Genomic DNA, 19,214 nt, shown 5'->3' with positions numbered 1-19,214 from the left:
TGGTCACGGATGGACTGTGCTCCAAGGGAGCTAAAACGATCTAGCGGAAGCTAGCAGAAGAGTGTTCGCCCTGGCGAGACCCGTGCGGGCACCTTGTCGCGGCCGTCCCATCACTCCTCACGCGGCCGACGGGGCGCGGCCGCTCCAGGCCGCGGCCATGCACACCGCGTGCAGACTGGAGCGGACGTCGTGCACGCGCACGCACATGACCCCGGCGGCCGCCGCGAGCGCGGACACGGCCGCCGTCGCGGCATCCCTCGCGTCCGGCCCGTGGGTGCCGTCCGCCAAGCAGCTCAGAGCGGCTCCGATGAAGCGTTTTCTCGACGCGCCCACCAGTACGGGAAACCCTGTCGCCACCAAAGTGCCCAGGTGGGTGAGGAGTTGCCAGTCGTGGCCGGCGCGCTTGGCGAAGCCGAGGCCCGGGTCGAGGATGACGCGCCCGGGATCCACGCCGGACGCGGTGAGGCTGTCCACGCGCGCCAGCAGCTCGGCGGCGACCTCGCCGACGACGTCCCGGTAGCGGGCGTGGCGCTCCATCTCGCCACTGGGGGCACGCCAGTGAGTGACGACGTAGGGGACCCCGGCCGCCGCCACGGTCGCCGCCATGTCGGCGTCGGCCAGGCCGCCGCTGACGTCGTTGACCAGGCAGGCGCCGGCCTTCACCGCGGCATGCGCGACTTCGGCGTGCATGGTGTCCACGCTGACGGGCACGCCCTCGCGCACCAGCCCGCGCACCACGGGCACGACCCGGGACAGCTCCTCCTCCACCGGCGTGGGCTCGGCTCCCGGCCGGGTGGACTCACCGCCCACGTCGACGAGGTCGGCACCCTCCCGGGCCATCCGCAGGCCGTGCCGGACCGCCCGGCCCGTGTCGGCGTACCGGCCGCCGTCGGAGAACGAGTCCGGGGTCACGTTGACGATGCCCATCACCAGGCACCGGCCGGACCTCGGGAGTCCGTCGAGCGGGCCGGGTGACGGCCGCGCACCTGGGAGGGGGAGTGTGTCGATCATGGCGGGAGAGACCTCCTCCGCCCGCAGGTCTGCCGCCTGCGCGCTGGGAAAGCTGAATCGATATGGCAAACACGCTACGACACCTCACTAAATCGTTCTAGCCCCTCGGAGTCGATTTTTCCGTCGTCTGTCGCGGAGCCCGTGGGCACCGGCGCGGTGGCCGGGCGACGGCTCAGCGGCGGGGAGCGTAGGTGTGGGTCTTCACCTGGCGCAGGGTGGGTACGGTTTCGACGGCACGTACGCCCTGTATCGCTCCGACCCGGTCGGCCAGGTAGGCGAAGAGTTCCTCCGTGGTGCGGCAGAGTACCGAGACCACCACGTTGGCCTCGCCGCTGACGACGGCGGCGAAGCGGACTTCGCGGTGGTGGGCGAGGGCCTGCCCGGCCGCACGCAGGCGGGTCGGCTCCACCCGTAGCCACAGCACGGCTTCGGTGCCGTGCCCGAACGGCTCGTGGTCGTACTCGATGTCGAAATAGAGCACCCCGGTCCCGCGCAGTGCCTTGACCCGCCGCTTGACCACGGACTCCGTCTGCCCGGTCGCCGTCGCGAGATCGGTCGCCGTCGTGCGGCCGTCCTGGCGCAGCAGCTCCAGCAGTTTCTCGTCGAGTGCGTCCGGGACCACTGCTTGCGGCGCCGTCTCGGGCAGGGGCGGCCGCAGGGCGGTTTCCTGCGCCGGGTCAAGAGCGTCGATCTTGTTGAGCCAGCCGAGCGGTCCACCGTAGAAGTGGTGCAGGACGCAGTAGGCGTCGACCGAGGTGACGCGGCGGGTGCGGGGAAGCCGGTCCAGCAGAAGCTCGTCGCGGTCCTGCTGATTGCGTGGCTTCATCGCGCACATCACCTCGGTGCCGCCGGACATCAGTCCGATGTACGAGGTGTCGGGCCGGCGGGCGAGGGCGTCGGCCAGCGGCTCGGCCGCCTCGGGGTTGCAGCGCAGCCGCATGATCCAGTTGGTGCGGCCCAGCCGGCCGTGGTCGGCCATGCCGAGCACTTTGAGCCGGGCCTCGGTCCGCAGCCGCCGGTAGCGGCGGGCGATCGTCTGGTCGGAGACGCCGAGGACCTCCGCGATCCGGCTGAAGGGCGCGCGGCCGTCCAGTTGCAGCGCCTGCAGCAGCCGCAGGTCGAGTGCGTCGGGCTGGTACACGGGGGCCGCCTTCCTGGGGCACGCGTTTCTGCTGCGGAGGGTCACACGGGGGCCGGTCGTCTCGGGCGATCCGACACGCGACGGTGTCCCCGGCCCCCGCGTGTTTCCGGCCCCCGCGTGTTTCCGGCCCCGCGTGTTTCCGGCCCCCCGCGTGTTCCCGGCCCCCCGCGTGTTCCCGGCCCTCGCGTGGCAGGGCCGGGGACCTGCCTGGCCGGTGCCGCCCCGTCCCCAAGGGGGCCCGGCATCGCCCCGCTGCCCCCTGCTCCGCCGCGGCGGGGCGACGGTCCGAGGGCGCGCGGTGCGCGGTCCCGCGCGGGTCCGCGAAGGCCTGCTCGCTACCGGGGACCGGCTGCCGCCTCGGCGGCCGGGCTGCCGTGCCCGGCCTCGGCCGGGTGGGCACCGCCCGACGCCACCGGCGCGGCGCGGCCGCCTCGGGAAGGTCGCAGCAGCACGGCTGCCACCGCGGCGCCGAACAGCATGAGCACGCCCGACACCACCAGGCACAGCTGGAGTCCGTCCAGGAAGGACTGGGACACCGCGTCGAGGGCCGGTCCGGTGGCCCTGCCCAGCGGCAGGGCCGCGACGGCTCCGAGGCCGTCGGCGTCCACGGCCCGCAGCACCTCGCCACTGGTCGTGCCCGGCAGCCCGGCGGCGGCGAGGTGGCCGGGCAGCGTGTCGACCGCCTTGCCGGTCAGCAGCGCGCCCAGGATCGCGGGACCGAGGGCGCCGCCGACCTGGCGGAAGGCGTTGTTGCCGGCCGCCGCCATGCCCGCCTGCTGGTAGGGCACCGAGGAGACGGCGGTCGCGGTGATGCAGGGGAAGGCCAGGCCGAGTCCGAGGCCCAGCAGGGCCAGCCGCCAGGCCAACGATCCGAAGGACGTGTCGGTCCCGACGTCGATCAGCGCGAAGAGAGCCACCGCCGTGACGACCAGACCGCTGGTGATCAGGACGCGCGGTGACAGGTATCGCATCATCCGTCCCACGGCGGTGCCCAGGACCATCGGCAGCACGGTGACCATCAGCAGCCGCAGGCCGGCCTCCAGGGTGCTGAGCTGCTGCACCATGCCCAGATACAGGCTGAGGACGAAGAAGAAGCCGATCAGGCCCAGGAAGCTGATCATGACGACCAGGGCGGATCCGGTGAACGCGGTGCTGCGGAACAGCGTCAGGTCCAGCATCGGGCTCGGGCTACGGCGCTCGAACACGACGAACGCGACGCCGGAGCAGACGGCGACCGCCAGGGCGACGACGACCCGCACATCACCGAAGGACGTGGCCCCGCCCTCGATGACGCCGTACACCAGGGCGACGATCGCGACGGCGGCGGTGATCTGGCCGGGCCAGTCCAGCTTCCGCTCGACCTGTGACCTGGACTCGTCGAGCACGAAGGCCGCGATCACCATCGTCAGGAGCGACAACGGGATGGGCAGCAGGTAGATCCAGCGCCAGGCGACGTGTTCGACGATGACACCGGCGATGAGCGGGCCGACGGCCAGGGAAGCCATCATGGAGGTCGTCCACAGACCGATGTACTTGCCCCGCTCCCGCGGGTCGGGGACGACGTGGCTGATGAGGGCCAGGGTCATCGGCAGCAGGGCTGCCGCGCCCACCCCCAGCAGGGCCTGACCGGCCCACACCTGGACGATGGACTGGGCGCACAGGGCGACCGCGGCACCCACCACACAGAACCCGAGACCGGCCTGGAAGACCTTCTTGCGTCCGTGGACGTCACCGAAGACCCCGGCGGTCAGGATCAGCGCGGCCACCGGCAGCACGAACGCGTCGGACACCCACGACAGATCCGCGGTCGACGCGTCGAGGGCCTTCTGGATCACCGGAAGGCTCACGGAGACCGTGGTCACGGGCAAGTACCCGACGAAGACCCCCAGACATGCCATGACCAAGGTCGCCGTACGCCGGTCACGGCGCTGTTCCATCACTGCTGCACTCACTGAGGACTCCTTCGCGACAGCGGCCGGGCCACCGTCGGTCGTATGACTCGGGAACTATGGAGTCCACGCGGCGAGCGGGGCGAGCCAGTCGCCCTCCCACGCCCGAATCCGACAGAACAGACGGCCGGGAACTCGGAAACTGCCACGGTCCGCGAACCGGTGAGCGGTCGCGGTGGCATCACCGGCGGTGCGGTGACGGGCGCGCCGGTGCCGGCCGGTTCCCTAGAATGACAGTGCGCCGTTCCAGGGGAGGGGCGCCGACGCATCGGAGCAGGGGTGATGGGCACTTCCGGAAGAGTCACGCTGAACGACGTGGCAGCGGCCAGCGGTGTCTCCCGCGCCACCGTCAGCTTCGTCCTCAACGACGACCCGCATCAGACCATCTCGGCCGCGACCCGGGACCGGGTCAAGCAGGCCGCCCGGGACCTCGGCTACGTACCGCACGGGGTGGCCAGGGCCCTGCGCGAGGGCTCGTCCCGCGTCGTCGTCCTGAACATCGACGCGGGCATGGAGGGCAATTACTCCCGCAGCTACGTACAAGGGCTTGACGCGGAGCTGGCCGCCCATGATCACGTCCTGCTGGTCCGGCACGGCCACCACACCCCGCAGTCCACCCAACAGGTCCTGGATGCCATTGCCCCCCGTGCGGTCATCCGCTTCGGCGAGACCTACCTCACCGGCCGCGAACTCGACGACCTCGGCGGTGGCTGGCGCGACGGTCTCGCCGCCCACTCCGCACTCCAGCTCCGGCACTTGGTGGAACAGGGCCACACCCGGGTCGCCCTCGCCCTGCCCGAGGGCGAGTCGCCCCTGGCGGCGGCCCGCCTGAAGTTCACCGGGCACGCCGCGCGGAATCTGGGCATCTCCGTCCCGGACTCCTTCGTCACCCCGCTGGAACGCTCGGCCTGCGCCGAGGCCGTCGGGGCGTTCCTCACCGCGGCGCCCGAGGTGACCGCGATCGCCGGGTTCAATGACGACGTCGCGCTGCGCGTGCTCCGCGCCCTGTGCGACCTGGGCCGCCGAGTGCCGGACGACGTGGCCGTCATCGGCTTCGACGACAACGGGTACGGCGCCTACACCACTCCGGCGCTGACCACGATCCACGTCGACGCGGAAGCCCACGGCCGACTCAGCGCACGCCTCGCCCTCGGACTCGCCACCGACGGCCTCCGCCCGCCCCCCGCACGGGTCGTCGTCCGCCGATCGGCCTGATCGCCGCTGGACCGCGTCGCGGACATCAGCGGCACACCGGCCTCCACCGAGGAACGCGAAGTCACGGACAGTACCGGGGCGCCTGGTCTGCGTTGTCCGCGGTCACGAGCACGTACGGGGCGTAGGAGACCTTCTCGATCCGCTTCTCGTCGAGGGCGTCGAGCGTGTTCCGCACCGCCGTCTCCCCGATGGGAATGGGCGAGTTGGCGACCGTGGCGGACAGCTTCCCCGACCTGACCGCCTCCAGACCGGCCTCCGTTCCGTTCGTCGTCACGATGCGGACGTCGGCTCCCGCCGCGTCGAACGCCTTGCGGGCGGCCAACGCCATCTCCTCGTTGGCGACGAAGGCGTACCGCAGCTCCGGATGGGCCTGGATCATGTTGTCCGCCACGTCCTGTGCCTTGGCCGCGTTGAACATGCCGGGCTGGTTGGCGACGACGGTGACGTTGTCCGGCAGCCCTTCGACGAACCCCTCGACCAGCAGGTCCGAAGCGGCGCCCGGAGCGCCGGCGATGACTCCCGCCTGTACCTGCTCGCCGCCGGCGTCCTCGGCCACCCAGTCCGCGTCGAGCCGGCCCACCTTCTTCAGGTCCACGACGACCGCGCCCAGGATGTCGTCCGGGTCGGAGACGACCGAGGTGAGGTAGAGCGGAATCCCGGCCGCCTTGGCCTTGGCGATGCCGCCCTCCAGGGCGTCGTTGTTGACGGTCTGCAGGATGATCGCGTCCACACCGCGCGCGATCAGGTCCTCCATGTTGGCCAGCTCGGTGGCCGCGTTCTGCCGTGAGTTGACCGTGATCAATTCGGCACCGTCCGCCTTGGCCGCCTTCTGCACGGCCTTCTCCAGACAGGTGTGGAACTCGGAGGTGCCACCGTTGACGAACCCGAGGCTGACGGCGCCGTCGTCGGCACCGGACTCGCCGCCGCAGCCTGCGAGCAGCAGCCCGGCACATACCGCGGGTGCGATCAATGTGGTTCGGACGTGCACGGATCGGGACATGCGATACCGCCTTCGTACGAGGTGGTGGAGGACCGCAGACGGTGGTGCAGGGGCGCGGCTGGGCCGCGGAGGGGGAGTGCGCGGAGCATCCGGTGGCGGACGGGAAGGGCGGACCGGTCGTGCGGCCCGCTCCCCTCACGCGGACGGCCCGGCCCCGTCGGCAGCAGAAACTACCCCCGCCGCCCGAGCGGACGACCCCGCACGGAGCGCAAGGTAAGCCTGCGCCGCAAGCGACCCGCGGTGCCCGCGCAGATCAAAGGGCGGACGGTCGGACCGCTGCCGGGGCAACGACGATGCGCGGCTCGGCCTCCCGCTGCGGATCCCTTGTGACACCCCGAGCTGTACCGTACCGTACAGTTCGCTGACTGGCGGAGGCACCCGCCGTTGGCATGCAACCCAGCGTGAGCTGCGGAAACGCCCGAACGCCACCCGCGACGAGCCCTCTTTCGGCAGCCAACTCACCGGTCGGCCGAGCCGTACGACAGCGGTCACCGCACCGCGCCGCCTCCCAAGCGCATCGCGCGACGACATGGAGAATCCGATGGCACACCTCGAAGACCAGATCAAGGCGAGCGGAAGCCCGCTGGCCCTCCTGCGCAGCGGCCGTTCCGGCGCCTATCCCTTCCCGGTCAAGGCCGAGTTCACCAACTGGCGTGACGAGCAGGAGGCCTGGCGCACCTCCGCGGCCCTGATGGACCTCTCCCACCACATGACCGACCTGACGGTCGAGGGCCCGGACTGCTACCGCCTGCTCTCCGAGGTCGGCGCCAACACCTTCGCCGGCTTCGGCCCGATGAAGGCCAAGCAGTTCATCGCCGTGAACCACGACGGCTACATGGTGGGCGACTGCATCCTCTTCTGCCTCGCCGACAACCTGGTGCGCCTCGTCGGCCGGCCACCGGCCCTGAACTGGGTCCAGTTCCATGCCGAGACGGGCGGCTACGACGTCGCGCTCCGCCGCGACGAGCGCACCGCCCAGAACCCGAACGGCCGCGAGTTCTTCCGCCTCCAACTCCAGGGCCCGCACGCTTCCGCCATCTTCGAGAAGGTCAACGGCGGTCCCATGCCCGACATCCCCTTCTTCAGCATGGGGAAGTTCCGCATCGGCAAGCACGAGGTCACCGCCCTCAACCACCGCATGTCCGGCTTCCCGGGCCTCGAGTTCTTCGGGCCCTACGAGCACATCGACGACGTACGAGACACCATCCTGGAGGCCGGTGAGTCCTTCGGTGTCCGCCAGATCGGTGCCCGCGCGTACGCGTCGGTGGCCACGGAGTCCGGCTGGATCGCGAGCACCGTCCCCGCGGTCTACTCCGGCGAGAAGACGAAGCCGTACCGGGAGTGGCTGCACGCCCGCACCTTCGAGGCCAACCTCTCCCTCGGCGGCAGCTTCGTCTCCGACCGGGTCGAGGACTACTACGTCACTCCCTGGGACCTCGGCTACGGCCACATCCTCAAGTTCGACCACGACTTCATCGGCCGCGAGGCGCTGGAGGGACTGCGCGGGCAGAAGCACCGCAAGAAGGCGTGGCTGGCGTGGCACCGCGACGACGTCGCCCGGATCTTCGCCGGCCAGTACGAGCAGGGCGAGCGGCGCTTCAAGTACATCGAGATGCCCGCGGCCTTCTACGCGGCCTCCCAGTTCGACCGCGTCGAGTCGAACGGCCGTCTCATCGGCCTGTCCACCCTGTGCAGTTACACCGCCAACGTCCGCGGCTGGATCTCCGTCTGCATGATCGACGAGGACGAACTCACCTACGGGCAGGAAGTCGAACTGGTCTGGGGCGAGCCCGACGGCGGCTCCGACAACCCCACCGTGGAGCGGCACTCCCAGACGAAGATCCGCGCCACCGTCTCCCGCAGGCCCTTCGCCACCGACAAGCGCTGACACCGACTGCCCCCGGTGCTCCCCCTCGGCGCCGAAGCACACGTCACCGCCGTGCGGCGGAGCACGCGGCGGGTCCGGGAGCGCGTCGCGCCCCCGGACCCGCCGCGCAGACCGCGCGGTTGCTCCGACGCGGAGACGAGAAGCCCCATGACGCACCTGGTGCTGATTGCCCGCGCATTACCGCAGGTGAGGGGCTCGTTGCCGAGTTCCGCCCCGACGGCCAGGTGTTCTGTCCGCGCCCGGCGCGCGACGTCTCGTGCGGGACCATGGCGAGGAAGGCCAGGACCGCCAGCCCGACGCCGAGGACGATCGGGGCGCGCAGGCCGTGCTGCGGGACGAGGGCCGAGCCGACGGCTGAGCCGATCATGACTCCGAGGGTGATGAAGGAGCCGTGCACGGTGTTCACCAGGGGCGAGCTGCTGCCGGCGCGCTGCACGCGTACCGCCATCGCAGGATTCATGGTGACTCCGACCAGGCCGATGCCCACCATGAACGCGAGCGCGAGCGGCGGTACGTCCGTGAAGAGCGCGAACCCGGTCAGGAAGAGCACGTTCAGACCGGTGCCGAGCAGCAGGGTGGAGATGGTCCGCCGGTCCGCGAGCCGCCCCACGACGATGTTCCCGACCAGGGTCGCGGTGCCGTAGACGAGCAGGAGGACGGGCACGACGCCTTCGGAGAACCCGGTGACCTCGGTGAGGATCGGGGTGAAGAAGCTGAACACCGAGAACGTCGCGCCGATGATGAAGGTGCTGGAGGCGAGCGCGAGCAGGAACTGCGGCCGGCGCAGCACCGCGAGGTCGGAGCCGGTTCCCGCCCGGCTCCGCGTGCCCGAGGCGGCTGCGGGGTTGCGCACGCCGCCGAGCGTCAGGGCAGCGGCGGCCACGGTGATCAGTGAGATCGTCCAGAACGCGGACCGCCAGCCGAACCGTTCGCCGACGAACGTCGCCAGGGGCAGGCCGAGCAGGGTGCCGAGCATGAGCCCGTTCATCACGACCGCGACAGCTCGGCCGCGCATCCGCTCGTCGACCAGGACCGTCCAGGCCGACCGGCGTGCCCCTGGGCGTGAGGGACCCCGCCCCCGCATCCCCGGACCACGGACACGCTCCATGCCGCCGGACGCGGCGAGTACGCGGGCGACCAGGACATCCAAACCGTTCGGGATGTCCGCAGTGACCAGGATGGGTCCAAGACTCACTCCTGCTCACTGATTAGGAACGGTTCACCCGAGGTGCTTCAGCGTGTCAGCGCGCACTCCGCCGCCGCCAGCACCGTGCGGGTCTGGAGTTCCACCTGGGCGGGCACGGGCACCCAGCGCAGCCGCAGGGACGTCTCGAAGTCCGTGCACCAGGTGGTGAAGAGCTCGTCCAGTGCGTGGCGGAGACCGGCGGCCGCCGGGTCGTCGGCCGCCTGGAGGAGCCGCAGCAGGAGTCCCGCCGCGCGCAGGGGCTGGCGGCGTGCGACGACCTCCAGCGCGCTGATCCCGGCCGTCGTCGGCCGGAGAGAGGTCTCGGCGCGGGACCCCTCGTCCGCCTGCCGGACCAGGGGTTCCCAGGAGTCGGCCACCAGGTCGTACAGGTCGTCGGCCATCCATTCCAGTACGCGCCTGGGCGGGCTGTCCTCGGCCGACGGCAGGAAGCCCCGGGCCTTGTCGAAGACGGCGGTCACCTGCCGGCCGCCCTCCCGCACCAGCCCGGACAGTTCACGCAGGGCCCCGGCCGGGTCCGGGTGCGGGGACAGGTCGTCGGCCGTTCCGGTGGCCCACAGGGGCACTTCGACGATCGCGGTGACACCGCCGTACCGCTGGGGCGCGCACCAGGTGGACAGGCCGATGTTCTCGGACCCGGCCGCCAGCCGGGCGGTGCTGTCCGGCGGAGGCAGGACATGGACGCCGGGGGCCGGGTTCTCCCAGTACAGGGCGTCGTACGTGCCGTGCTGGACCGGGACGCCGACCGTGGCGGCGGACGCGCGGAAGGGTGCCGCGAGGCCGGGGAGGTCGCGGGTGAGCTGGACCCATGTGCCGCCGGCGTCGACGCTGTGCAGCGAGCACTGGAGAACGGGCCGCAGCTCGTCGATCGCGTCGAACAGGGCGCGGCTCTCCGGGAGTTGCCGTCCCTCGATGGGCGCCCACTCCGGCTGCTCCGCCGCGACCGGGCGGAAGGCGGCGCGGTAGTAGCGGTCCAGGGCGTGTCCGGGATCGGCCGTCGCCGCCTCGAGGCCCTCGCTCAGGGCCGCGCCGTCCGGGTCGAGGCACAGGACGATGTCCCAGGTGACGGCGTCGGGGTCGGTCGCCGTGGACCGACGGTCGCCGTCGGCCACTCGCTCCGCCAGCGCCAGCGCGGTCGCGCCGCCCACCGGCTCGTCCGAGTGCGGCCGGGCCACCACCAGGACGTGGCGCGGCCCGTGGCCCACGGACAGCATCGGGATCGGCCGGCCGGCCCTGGACGTGCCGATCCGGCGCAGGCGGCAGGCCCCGGGGAACCGGGAGACCAGCCGCCGCGCCGACTCGGTGACTTCCGCGACCGTGGGGTAGCGGTGCATCGGGCGCTCCGGTCAGGAGCCGCCGTTGCCACCGCTGTCGCCGGTGGTCTCCTTCTTGTCCAGCGGACGGATCTCGATCTTGTTCGCCATGCCGTCTCCTTCCGATGGTGCCTGTGACGCCTGTGACGCCTGTGACGCCTGTGACGCCTGTGACGCCTGTGACGCTGTGATGCCTGTGATGCCTGTGGCGCATGCGGTGCCCGTGCGGGTGCGGGGCATGTTGTGCTCTTGTCAGCGTTCGCTCCCCCGGTCACTGTTGTCAACGTCCCTTGTTGCCCGTGCGGTTGGGAAGTGCGAGGTTGGCGCGAAAATGACGGTGCACGCGATGCGGCGGCCCCGGATCAAGCCGGAGCACCGCGCCTACCGGACCGTGGACGGCCACGTGCGGATCGGCAGTGTCGTCCACGGCATCGGTGCCGAGGTCACGGACCCCGACGGCTGGGTCTGGACGCTGGTCCAGGCCATGGACGGGACGCGGGAGGCCGCGGACATCGTCGACGACGTGTCCGGGCGCCACCCGGAACTGCGGCTGGCCGCACCGGACATCGTCCAGGCGATGACGGACCTGACCGACGCCGGATTCGTCGAGGACGCCGGTGCCCCGCCGCCCGCGGAACTGACGGAGCGGGAACGCGAGCGCTACAGCAGGGGCATGACCCTGCTGCGCTGGATGGACCTGCGGCCCAGAAGCAGCGCCTGGGAGCCGCAGGTGCTGCTGCGCCGGTCACGGGTCCTGCTGGTCGGCGTCGGCGGTACCGGCTCGGCCGCCGCCCGGGACCTGGTGGCCTCGGGAGTGGGGCGACTGCACTGCGTCGAACCGGACGTGGTCGAACTGTCCAACCTCAACCGGCAGACGCTCTTCGGCGAACACGACCTCGGCAGACCCAAGATCGACGCGGTGCTCGCGGCACTGCGCGCGCTGAACGCGGACACCGAGGTCACCGGCGAACGGCGCGAGGTGCGCGGCCCGGCGGACCTGGAAGACCTGCTGACCGGCGCCACGGGCGCCACCGGAGCCACCGGCGCCTCGGGCTACGACGCGCTGCTGCTCGCCGCCGACCGACCCGCCACGATCCGCAGGTGGGCCAACCAGGTCTGCCTGGCCTCGGGCACCCCGTGGGCCGAGGCGGGCTACCGCGGGCCGCTGGTCAGCGTGGGAGTCTTCACGCCGGGCCGGGGCGCGTGCTGGCAGTGCCTGCGCGACGCCGAGATCGAGCGGCGCGACCTCCGGCTCGCCCCGGGCCAGGACGAGGACGTGGCCTCGCCCCGCATGCCGTGGAATCCGGCCAACGCCGTGACCGCGGGCCTGTCCGGGGGGCTGCTGGCCCACGCCGCCCTGATGCTGCTGTGCGGCGTTCCGCCCGTCGAACCCGGCTGCCGGTTCGGCCTCAACCTCATGATGCCGGGCGACCCGGTCATGCAACGCTCGCAGCGGCGCCCCGACTGCCCGGCCTGCCGCCGGGCGGAGCCCGACCCGGTACCGGCCGCGCGTCCAGGCTCCGGCGGCCGGGGTATCTCATGACGGACACCGCCGCCGACGGCCCGCCCCGGATCGGGCCGACGACCCGTGTCCTCCTGCACGACCTGGCCGTACGCCGGGACCGGGACGAGTGGATCGTGGGCCGCATGGCCACCCGGACCTTCGTCGCCCTGCCGGCGGTCGGGGCACGCGCGGTGGAACTCCTGGGCACGGGGCTGAGCGTGGGGCGCACCGAGGAGTCGCTGCGGGCCGAGACCGGGGAGGAGTTCGACATCGCGGACTTCGTCGGGGACCTGGCCGCGCTGGGGTTCGTGGCGCGGATCGGCGGCCGCCCCGTCCCGGACGTCGAACCGCCGCGGGCGTCCCTGCCGTGGCTGCGCCCCCGCCACGTCCGCCTCGCCCTGCACCCGGTGCTCCCGCTGCTCGTCGGAGTGCTGCTGACGGCCGCCGTCGCCGTCCTGGTGCGCCGTCCCGACCTGTTTCCGGGCTACCGCGACCTGCTGTGGAGCCGCCACGGCAGCGTGGTGCTGCTGAGCGGGGCGGCGGCCGGGTGGGCGCTGCTGCTGGCCCATGAACTGGCGCACCTGGTCACCGCCCGTGCGGCGGGCGTGCCCGGGAAGATGCGGCTGGGCACCCGGCTCCAGTTCCTCGTCATGCAGACCGACATCAGCGGCATCGAACTCGCGCCCCGCCGACACCGGCTGACGGCCTATCTGGCCGGCATCGCCCTCAACCTGTCCGTCGCCTCGTCCCTGCTCCTGGCCCTCGCCCTGACGGAGACGGGGACGACCGCCCACCGACTGCTCGCCGCGGCCCTGCTGCTGGCCCTGCTGCCCCTGCCCTTCCAGTGCATGGTCTTCACCCGCACGGACCTGTACTTCGTCCTCCAGGACCTCACCGGCTGCCGTGACCTGTACGGCGACGGCCTGGCGTACGCCCGGTACCGGTTCCGGCGGTCGGTGCGGTCGGTGCGGTCGGTGCGGTCGCTGCGTCGCGGCGCCCGGGCGTGGGCCGCGAAGCGAGCGGGGCGCCCACGGGACGACGACCCCAGCGCCCGGCTGCCCGCCCACGAGCGCCGTGCCGTCCGCCTCTACAGCGTCGTCCTCGTGGTCGGCACGGCGGTCTGCCTGACGTTCATGGCCGCGGTCACCCTGCCCGCCGACGTCGCCCTCCTGGTCCGCGCGGTGCGCGGCCTGGGACCGGGCCACGGCCTCGCGGGCAACGCCGACGCGGTGACGGTCCTCGTGGTCCTGGGCGGGGTCAACGTCCTCTGGCTGGTCACCTGGTGGCGCAACCGCCGCTTACGCGGGTCCGTGCGCGCGACCTGACGGCGTCACGGCCCTTCGCCGACGTCCGGGACGTCCAGCAGGCGGAGGAACGCGGTCGCCGCGGGTGTGCGGCCGGCGGTGGAGAAGGCCAGGTCGGACTGGATGCGTCCGGCGGTCCTCGCGGGCAGGTCCACGAACTCCTCCTCGGCGAGCCGTCGTAGATCGACCGGTCCTCGGCCGGCGAGGGGGTGGCCGGGGGCGACCACCGCGACGAGCCGGTCGCGCCCGATCGCGTGGGCCTCGACCCCCCGGGGCCGCGCCGTGGTCGGCAGCCCGAGGAAGGCGACCTCGATGTCCCCCTGCCCGACCCGCTCGACGAGTTCCTCGCTGGCACCCACGCGCAGGCTGACGCGCACCTTCGGATACCGCCGGCGGAAGTCGCGCAGGGCGCCCGGGATGTCGACGGCGGCGACGGACGAGATCACTCCGACCGAGAGCCTCCCGCGTACCTCGCCGACGGCGGCGGCGACTTCGACGGCCGCGCGCTCGGCCGCGGCCAGGCACTGACGGGCCGCCGCGGTGGTGATGTCCGGCATCTCGGTCGCCACGGTCGTCGGCATCCCCCTCGGCACCGTCATCGAGGCGCGGACGGACTGGCGGACCACCTTCGGCATCTGGGCCGGCCTCAGCGTGCTCGTCCTGGTCGCGGTCGCGGCCCTCGTCCCCTCCATGCCCGCGCGGAACACGGTGTCCGTCCGTGAGGTCTTCGGCCTGCCGGTCAGGAACGGGCAGCTGCGCGCGGTGCTGTTCGTCGTCGTCTTCTTCGTGCTCGGGCACTTCGGCGCCTACACGTTCGTACGCCCCTACCTGGAGGACACCGCGTCCGCCTCGTCCGCCTTCATCACCACCGTCCTGATCATCTTCGGGATCGGCGGTTCCGTCGGGAACTTCGTCGCCGGATACACGGCCGGCAAGAGCCTGCTGGGCACCTTCGCCGTCGGCCTCGTCGGTCTTCTGGCGGCCCTGTTGCTGCTGCGTGCCTTCGGGGACGGGGAACCCGGCGCCGTCGTCGCGCTGGTCTTGTGGGGGCTCTCCTTCGGCGCCGTGCAGTTGTCGCAGGTCAACATGACGCTCGCCGCCGCGCCCGAGACCTTCGAAGCCGCCATGTCGCTCAACACCATGGCGTACAACACCTGCATCGCGCTCGGCGCGCTGTTCGGCGGCCTGTTCGTCGACCATCTCGGTGTCACGAGCGTCATCTGGTTCGGTGCGGTCCTCGCGGCGGCCTCGCTGCTGCTGCGGCTCGGCACCGGCCGGGGGAGGAAGACCTCGGGCCCCGTGTCCGAGGACGTGCTCGTGGGGTAGGGCCGCGCCCGCCGGGCCGGTGCGCTCAGCGCCCCGTCGTACCGTCGATCAGCTCGCGCAGGATGTCCGCGTGGCCGGCGTGGCGGCCGGTCTCCTCGATCATGTGGGTCAGGGCCCAGCGGACGCTGGGCGCGGGGCGGCCCGGACGGGGCCGGGGGAGTGGTTCGCCCGGGTCGGCGCAGCCGTCGAGCACGTGGTTCGCCCGTTCGACGGCCTCCCGGTAACGGGCGACGACCTCGGCCACGCCGTCCTCGGGTGCGGCCCGGAAGGTGGCCGGCCAGCTCCGTACCTCTTCCCCGAGGAAGAGCGCGCCCTCGACGTGGGTCAGGTGGTGGAGCAGCCCGAGCAGGTTGGTGCCGGACGGCACCGCGGCCGTGCGGACCCGCGGTTCCGGCGCGCCCTCGACCTTGCCGGCGATCGAGGTCCGCAGGTAGTCGAGGAACCCGCGCAGGGTCTCCGCCTCGCTGCCGCCGGTCCGGGGCGGCGGGGTGTCCCGGCGGTGGGTTCGGGGGGTGGTGGGCATGGTGGCCTCCTTGGGACTCGCGCGGTCAGCCCGCGCGGCGGACGAGCAGGACGTGGTCGACGACCTCGGCGGTGCGGCCGCCCGGCCCGGTCGCGGTACGGGGCGCGGCCTCGGCGCGTTCGGCCTGCCACGTCACCGGGTCCAGGGCGAGGTCCGCCGCGACCTCCTTCGGGGACGGGTACCGGACGTCGGGGTCCTGGTCCCACGACCACGGCGCGGTCGAGCCGTGGTCGACGACCAGCAGCCGCCCGCCCGGGCGCAGCGCGTGCGCGGCCGTACGCAGGACAGCCGCCCGGTCCAGGCCGAAGGGCGTGTGCAGGTAGTGCGCGCAGACCAGGTCGAACCGGCCCTCGGGGAAGGACGCGCGCAGATCGTGTCGTACGGCGTCGATCCGGTCGCCGAGGCCGTGCGCACGGGCGTGCCCCGCGAGCCGCTCGGCCGCCACGCCGGAGATGTCCACGGCCGTGACCCGCCAGCCCCGCCGGGCGAGCCACAGCGCGTCGTCGCCGCCGCCGCACCCCAGGTCCAGCGCGTCGCCGGGCGGCAGGCCGGTGACCGTCTCGACGAGACGGACGTTCGGCCGCGGGGCGTCGGACGCCGGGCGGGCCGCGTACACGCCGTCCCAGAACGTGACCGCATCGGTGGCGCTCATCGGAACTCCTTCAGTCGTTTCAGCCGGTCGCGAGCAACGGATGCCGCCAGTCTCGACAGCGGCCGCCCGATCCGGCACGGAAACTTGCCGTTGTGGCAAGGTGGCCCGATGGGCGACGCCGGAACGGACGACGTGGACGACGTACTGGACGCGGTGGGCGCACGTCTGCGCGCGCTGCGACGCGAGCGGGGCATCACCCTCGCCCACCTCTCGGCGGCGACGGGCGTGTCGGAGAGCACCCTGTCCCGGCTGGAGAGCGGACAGCGCCGCGCCACCCTGGAACTGCTGCTGCCGCTCGCCCGGATCTACGACGTTCCCCTGGACGACCTCGTCGGCGCCCCGCGCACGGGTGACCCGCGCATCCACCTGAAGCCGATCCGGCGCTACGGGATGGTCTTCGTGCCGCTGTCCCGGCGGCCGGGCGGCACCCAGGCCTTCAAGATGATCATCCCGAGCCGCCCGGCACCGCTCGAACCGACCCCGCAGACCCATGAGGGCTCCGAATGGCTGTACGTGCTCAGCGGCCGTCTGCGGCTGCTGGTCGGGGAGCGCGACCTGACGCTGTCGCCCGGTGAGGCGGCCGAGTTCGACACCTCCCTGCCGCACTGGCTGGGCAGCACCGACGGCGGCGCGGTCGAACTGCTCGTGCTGTTCGGGCTGCAAGGAGTGCGGGCGCATGTGCACAGCGGTTGAGCGGCCGGCTGAAGAGCGGCCCACGGGGCCGGGAGGAGACGCGGTACGCGATGGGACGCGCTGACCGGGAGACGGTCGCCCGCGGCAAGCGGCTGTACGAGGCGGCACGGTCCGTGACCGGTGACCACGAGCGGGCCGTCCAGGCCGTCCGTGCGGCCTTGAAGCCGCTGCACGACACGGTGGTGGCACAGGCCCTCGACGCCATCCCCGTGGCCCGGCTGCAGGACGTCACCGACGGGCGGCTGCGGCTGGGGGCCGTCGAGAAGAGCGGCCTCGACACGGTCCGTGCCGTACTCGACGCCGGTCCCTGTCGGCTGCGGCAGATACCGGGGGTGGGACAGCGGACCGTCGACCAGATCGTCGCTGCCGCACGGCAGTTGGAGGAAGCGGCCGGGGAGACGGCCGCCGTGCACCTTGATGTGGACCGGCCCGACCCGCGCACGAGTGCCCTGGTCGTGGCCCTCCACGTGCTGGTGGAGGCGGGTCCCGAGGCGCGGCGCGCGGTCGACGCAGCCACCATTCTCGTCCGTCGGCTCGAACCCCTGCTGGTGGACGCCCGCCCCGCCGCCGGGCGGATCGGACTGCTGCTGGCCGGGCGGGCCAGGAAGACCCGTGCCGTGGAAGCCGTCGCGGCGATCCGGTCCCTCACCGAAGAGGCGGAGCGGGCAGGCACGCCAGGACTGCTCGCCCAGACTTCGGTGGATCTGCTGCGCGGACCGGCGGGCGACCTGGCGGCCTGGACCGACTTCGCACTGCGCTCCGCCGAGTACTACGGGCTGCTCGGGGAGATCGGCGGACACGCTCCCGACACCGCGGCCGCCGAGGGATTTCTGCCCGACGACATCGCCGAGCGGGTGCGGGGCCTGCGTCTTGACGACACCCACCGCCGGGTGTCCCTGCGCGGGTACCAGGCGTTCGGGGCGCGGTTCGCCCTCGCGCGGCGCCGGGTGATCCTCGGTGACGAGATGGGCCTCGGCAAAACCATCCAGGCCATCGCCGCCCTGGCCCACCTGGCAGCCGACGGGCGCACCCACTTCCTGGTGGTGTGCCCGGCGAGCGTCCTGGTCAACTGGGTGCGCGAGATCGAGGCCCGCAGCACCCTGCGGGTTTCCCCGCTGCACGGCCCGGGCCGGCGGGACGCCTTCGCCGACTGGCGGGAGCGGGGCGGGGTCGCGGTGACCACCTTCGACTCCCTGCGCGGATTCCCGGCACCGGACGCGGACGTGCACCCGGCCGCACCAGGTGCCGGACTGGCGATGCTGGTGGTCGACGAGGCGCACTCGGTGAAGAATCCGCAGGCCCTGCGGTCGCAGACGGTCGCCCGGTGGGCCGCCCGCTGTGAGCACGTCCTGCTCATGACGGGTACGCCGATGGAGAACCGGGTCGCCGAGTTCCGCAACCTGGTCCGGATGCTCGACCCCGGTGTGGCGGACCGGCTCGACGACGGTGCCGGGCTGGCCGGCTCGGTGGCGTTCCGCAAGGCGGTCGCTCCCGTCTACCTGCGCCGCAACCAGTCGGACGTCCTGACCGAACTGCCCAGCCTCCAGCACACGGACGAGTGGGAGGAACTGAGCTCCGGCGACGAGGAGGCCTACCGTGAGGCCGTGGCCGAGGGCAACTTCATGGCGATGCGCAGGGCCGCCTACGCGCGCCCTGCGACGTCCGCCAAGCTCGGCCGCCTGAGGGAGATCGTGCGGGAGGCCGGGGAGAACGGGCTCAAATGCGTCGTCTTCTCCAACTTCCGGGACGTTCTGGGTGTGGTCGACACCGCCCTCCGCGCCGCCGGTACCGGTCCGTACGGCCCGGTTTTCGGGCCGCTCACCGGTGCTGTGCCGCCTGCCCGGCGGCAACTGCTCGTCGACGAGTTCACGGCCGTGCCCGGCCCGGCGGTGCTGCTGGCGCAGATCCAGGCGGCGGGGGTCGGCCTCAACCTGCAGGCAGCCTCCGTGGTGGCCCTCTGCGAGCCCCAGATCAAGCCGACCATCGAGCACCAGGCCGTCGCGCGGGCCCACCGCATGGGTCAGGTCAGGCCGGTCCGCGTGCACCGGCTGCTGGCCACGGGAGGAGTGGACGAGCGGATGGTGCGGATGCTGGAGAAGAAGAGCCGGCTCTTCGACGCCTACGCCCGGCGCAGCGCGGTGGCCGAGGCGACGCCGGAGGCCGTGGACGTGTCGGACACCGACCTGGCCCGCCGGATCGTCGAGGAGGAACAGGCGCGGCTGGGACTGGGCGAGGGAGGCCCCGCGCAGACGTCCTGAGCAGGGCGCCGTCAGGCGACGACTGAGCCGCGGCCGGGCGGACGGCTCCTACCCCCCGCGCCCCGAGAGCGAGGGTGCCCTCCTGCGGACCCGAGCGCGCGCTCAGCCCGTCCCGCGCACGACCTCCCCCGTGCCGGACGACTGCGGTGCGACGGTTTCCCGCAGCGTTGTTCGGTCCATGACGAGTGTCTGGGATCTTGGTTCCGCTGCTCGATCGCTCCATGTGCCGTGCC

Annotated in this window: 15 protein-coding genes and 2 pseudogenes; 8 read left to right on the top strand and 9 right to left on the bottom strand. The window is 72.6% G+C overall.

The window, feature by feature from the left end; translation table 11 throughout:
- Nucleotides 1–117: 117 nt before the first annotated feature.
- From folP to ABS735_RS31370, 3 genes are all read right to left on the bottom strand, one after another.
- Nucleotides 118–1,011, bottom strand: a complete 894-nt coding sequence (gene folP, locus ABS735_RS31380) for a dihydropteroate synthase (protein WP_373902642.1) — start codon at nt 1,009–1,011, stop codon at nt 118–120.
- Nucleotides 1,012–1,183: 172 nt separating this feature from the next.
- Complete coding sequence (locus ABS735_RS31375; protein WP_373902641.1) at nt 1,184–2,152, bottom strand: Lrp/AsnC family transcriptional regulator; 969 nt, start codon at nt 2,150–2,152, stop codon at nt 1,184–1,186.
- A 335-nt stretch (nt 2,153–2,487) separates the two neighbouring features.
- Nucleotides 2,488–4,089 (bottom strand): MFS transporter, encoded by a 1,602-nt coding sequence (locus ABS735_RS31370; RefSeq protein WP_373902777.1) that lies wholly within the window; start codon nt 4,087–4,089, stop codon nt 2,488–2,490.
- 327 nt (nt 4,090–4,416) lie between these two features.
- Here ABS735_RS31370 and ABS735_RS31365 point away from each other — a divergent pair, with 327 nt between their 5' ends.
- Entirely contained in the window at nt 4,417–5,316 is a 900-nt protein-coding gene (locus tag ABS735_RS31365; protein ID WP_373902640.1) for a LacI family DNA-binding transcriptional regulator, read from the top strand.
- Between the two features lie 61 nt (nt 5,317–5,377).
- Here the strand turns inward: ABS735_RS31365 and ABS735_RS31360 are convergent, their stop codons facing one another.
- Nucleotides 5,378–6,316: a sugar ABC transporter substrate-binding protein gene (locus ABS735_RS31360; protein ID WP_373902639.1), complete on the bottom strand. Its 939-nt coding sequence runs from the start codon at nt 6,314–6,316 to the stop codon at nt 5,378–5,380.
- 541 nt (nt 6,317–6,857) lie between these two features.
- Between ABS735_RS31360 and ABS735_RS31355 the strand changes: the two genes are divergently transcribed.
- Nucleotides 6,858–8,204: an aminomethyl transferase family protein gene (locus tag ABS735_RS31355; protein WP_373902638.1), complete on the top strand. Its 1,347-nt coding sequence runs from the start codon at nt 6,858–6,860 to the stop codon at nt 8,202–8,204.
- Nucleotides 8,205–8,247: 43 nt separating this feature from the next.
- Here ABS735_RS31355 and ABS735_RS31350 read toward each other — a convergent pair whose 3' ends face one another.
- Entirely contained in the window at nt 8,248–9,180 is a 933-nt protein-coding gene (locus ABS735_RS31350; protein WP_373902637.1) for an MFS transporter, read from the bottom strand.
- 52 nt (nt 9,181–9,232) lie between these two features.
- On the opposite strand from ABS735_RS31350, the pseudogene ABS735_RS31345 reads away from it, so the two are divergent.
- Nucleotides 9,233–9,416: pseudogene (locus ABS735_RS31345) on the top strand (IS200/IS605 family accessory protein TnpB-related protein); the annotation flags it as partial.
- Between the two features lie 21 nt (nt 9,417–9,437).
- Here the strand turns inward: ABS735_RS31345 and ABS735_RS31340 are convergent.
- A complete protein-coding gene (locus tag ABS735_RS31340) occupies nt 9,438–10,742 on the bottom strand; it encodes a M14 family zinc carboxypeptidase (RefSeq protein WP_373902636.1) in 1,305 nt (434 codons plus the stop codon).
- 310 nt (nt 10,743–11,052) lie between these two features.
- Here ABS735_RS31340 and ABS735_RS31335 point away from each other — a divergent pair, with 310 nt between their 5' ends.
- Both ABS735_RS31335 and ABS735_RS31330 read left to right on the top strand, forming a co-directional pair.
- Nucleotides 11,053–12,264: a HesA/MoeB/ThiF family protein gene (locus ABS735_RS31335; RefSeq protein WP_373902635.1), complete on the top strand. Its 1,212-nt coding sequence runs from the start codon at nt 11,053–11,055 to the stop codon at nt 12,262–12,264.
- A complete protein-coding gene (locus ABS735_RS31330; RefSeq protein WP_373902634.1) occupies nt 12,261–13,550 on the top strand; it encodes a hypothetical protein in 1,290 nt (429 codons plus the stop codon). The genes ABS735_RS31335 and ABS735_RS31330 overlap by 4 nt, the downstream gene beginning before the upstream one ends.
- Nucleotides 13,551–13,555: 5 nt before the next feature.
- Here ABS735_RS31330 and ABS735_RS31325 read toward each other — a convergent pair.
- Nucleotides 13,556–14,065 (bottom strand): annotated as a pseudogene (locus ABS735_RS31325) (LysR substrate-binding domain-containing protein); the annotation flags it as partial.
- 10 nt (nt 14,066–14,075) lie between these two features.
- Between ABS735_RS31325 and ABS735_RS31320 the strand changes: the two are divergent.
- Nucleotides 14,076–14,855 carry an MFS transporter gene (locus ABS735_RS31320; RefSeq protein ID WP_373902633.1) on the top strand — a complete coding sequence of 260 codons (780 nt, stop codon included), beginning with the start codon at nt 14,076–14,078 and terminating at the stop codon, nt 14,853–14,855.
- Nucleotides 14,856–14,880: 25 nt separating this feature from the next.
- Here the strand turns inward: ABS735_RS31320 and ABS735_RS31315 are convergent, their stop codons facing one another.
- A complete protein-coding gene (locus tag ABS735_RS31315; protein WP_373902632.1) occupies nt 14,881–15,378 on the bottom strand; it encodes a mycothiol transferase in 498 nt (165 codons plus the stop codon).
- Nucleotides 15,379–15,403: 25 nt separating this feature from the next.
- On the bottom strand, nt 15,404–16,030 hold the full coding sequence (locus ABS735_RS31310; protein ID WP_373902631.1) for a class I SAM-dependent methyltransferase: 627 nt from the start codon (nt 16,028–16,030) through the stop codon (nt 15,404–15,406).
- Nucleotides 16,031–16,138: 108 nt separating this feature from the next.
- Between ABS735_RS31310 and ABS735_RS31305 the strand changes: the two genes are divergently transcribed.
- Together ABS735_RS31305 and ABS735_RS31300 are read left to right on the top strand one after the other, a co-directional pair.
- Nucleotides 16,139–16,723 (top strand): helix-turn-helix domain-containing protein, encoded by a 585-nt coding sequence (locus ABS735_RS31305; RefSeq protein ID WP_373902630.1) that lies wholly within the window; start codon nt 16,139–16,141, stop codon nt 16,721–16,723.
- A 50-nt stretch (nt 16,724–16,773) separates the two neighbouring features.
- Nucleotides 16,774–18,981, top strand: a complete 2,208-nt coding sequence (locus ABS735_RS31300; protein WP_373902629.1) for a DEAD/DEAH box helicase — start codon at nt 16,774–16,776, stop codon at nt 18,979–18,981.
- Nucleotides 18,982–19,214: the final 233 nt, after the last annotated feature.

Source organism: Streptomyces sp. MMCC 100, assembly GCF_041538145.2.
GTDB lineage: Bacteria > Actinomycetota > Actinomycetes > Streptomycetales > Streptomycetaceae > Streptomyces.
Note: the sequence above shows the minus strand (reverse complement) of the source record. Positions and strands in the feature narration are given on the sequence as shown.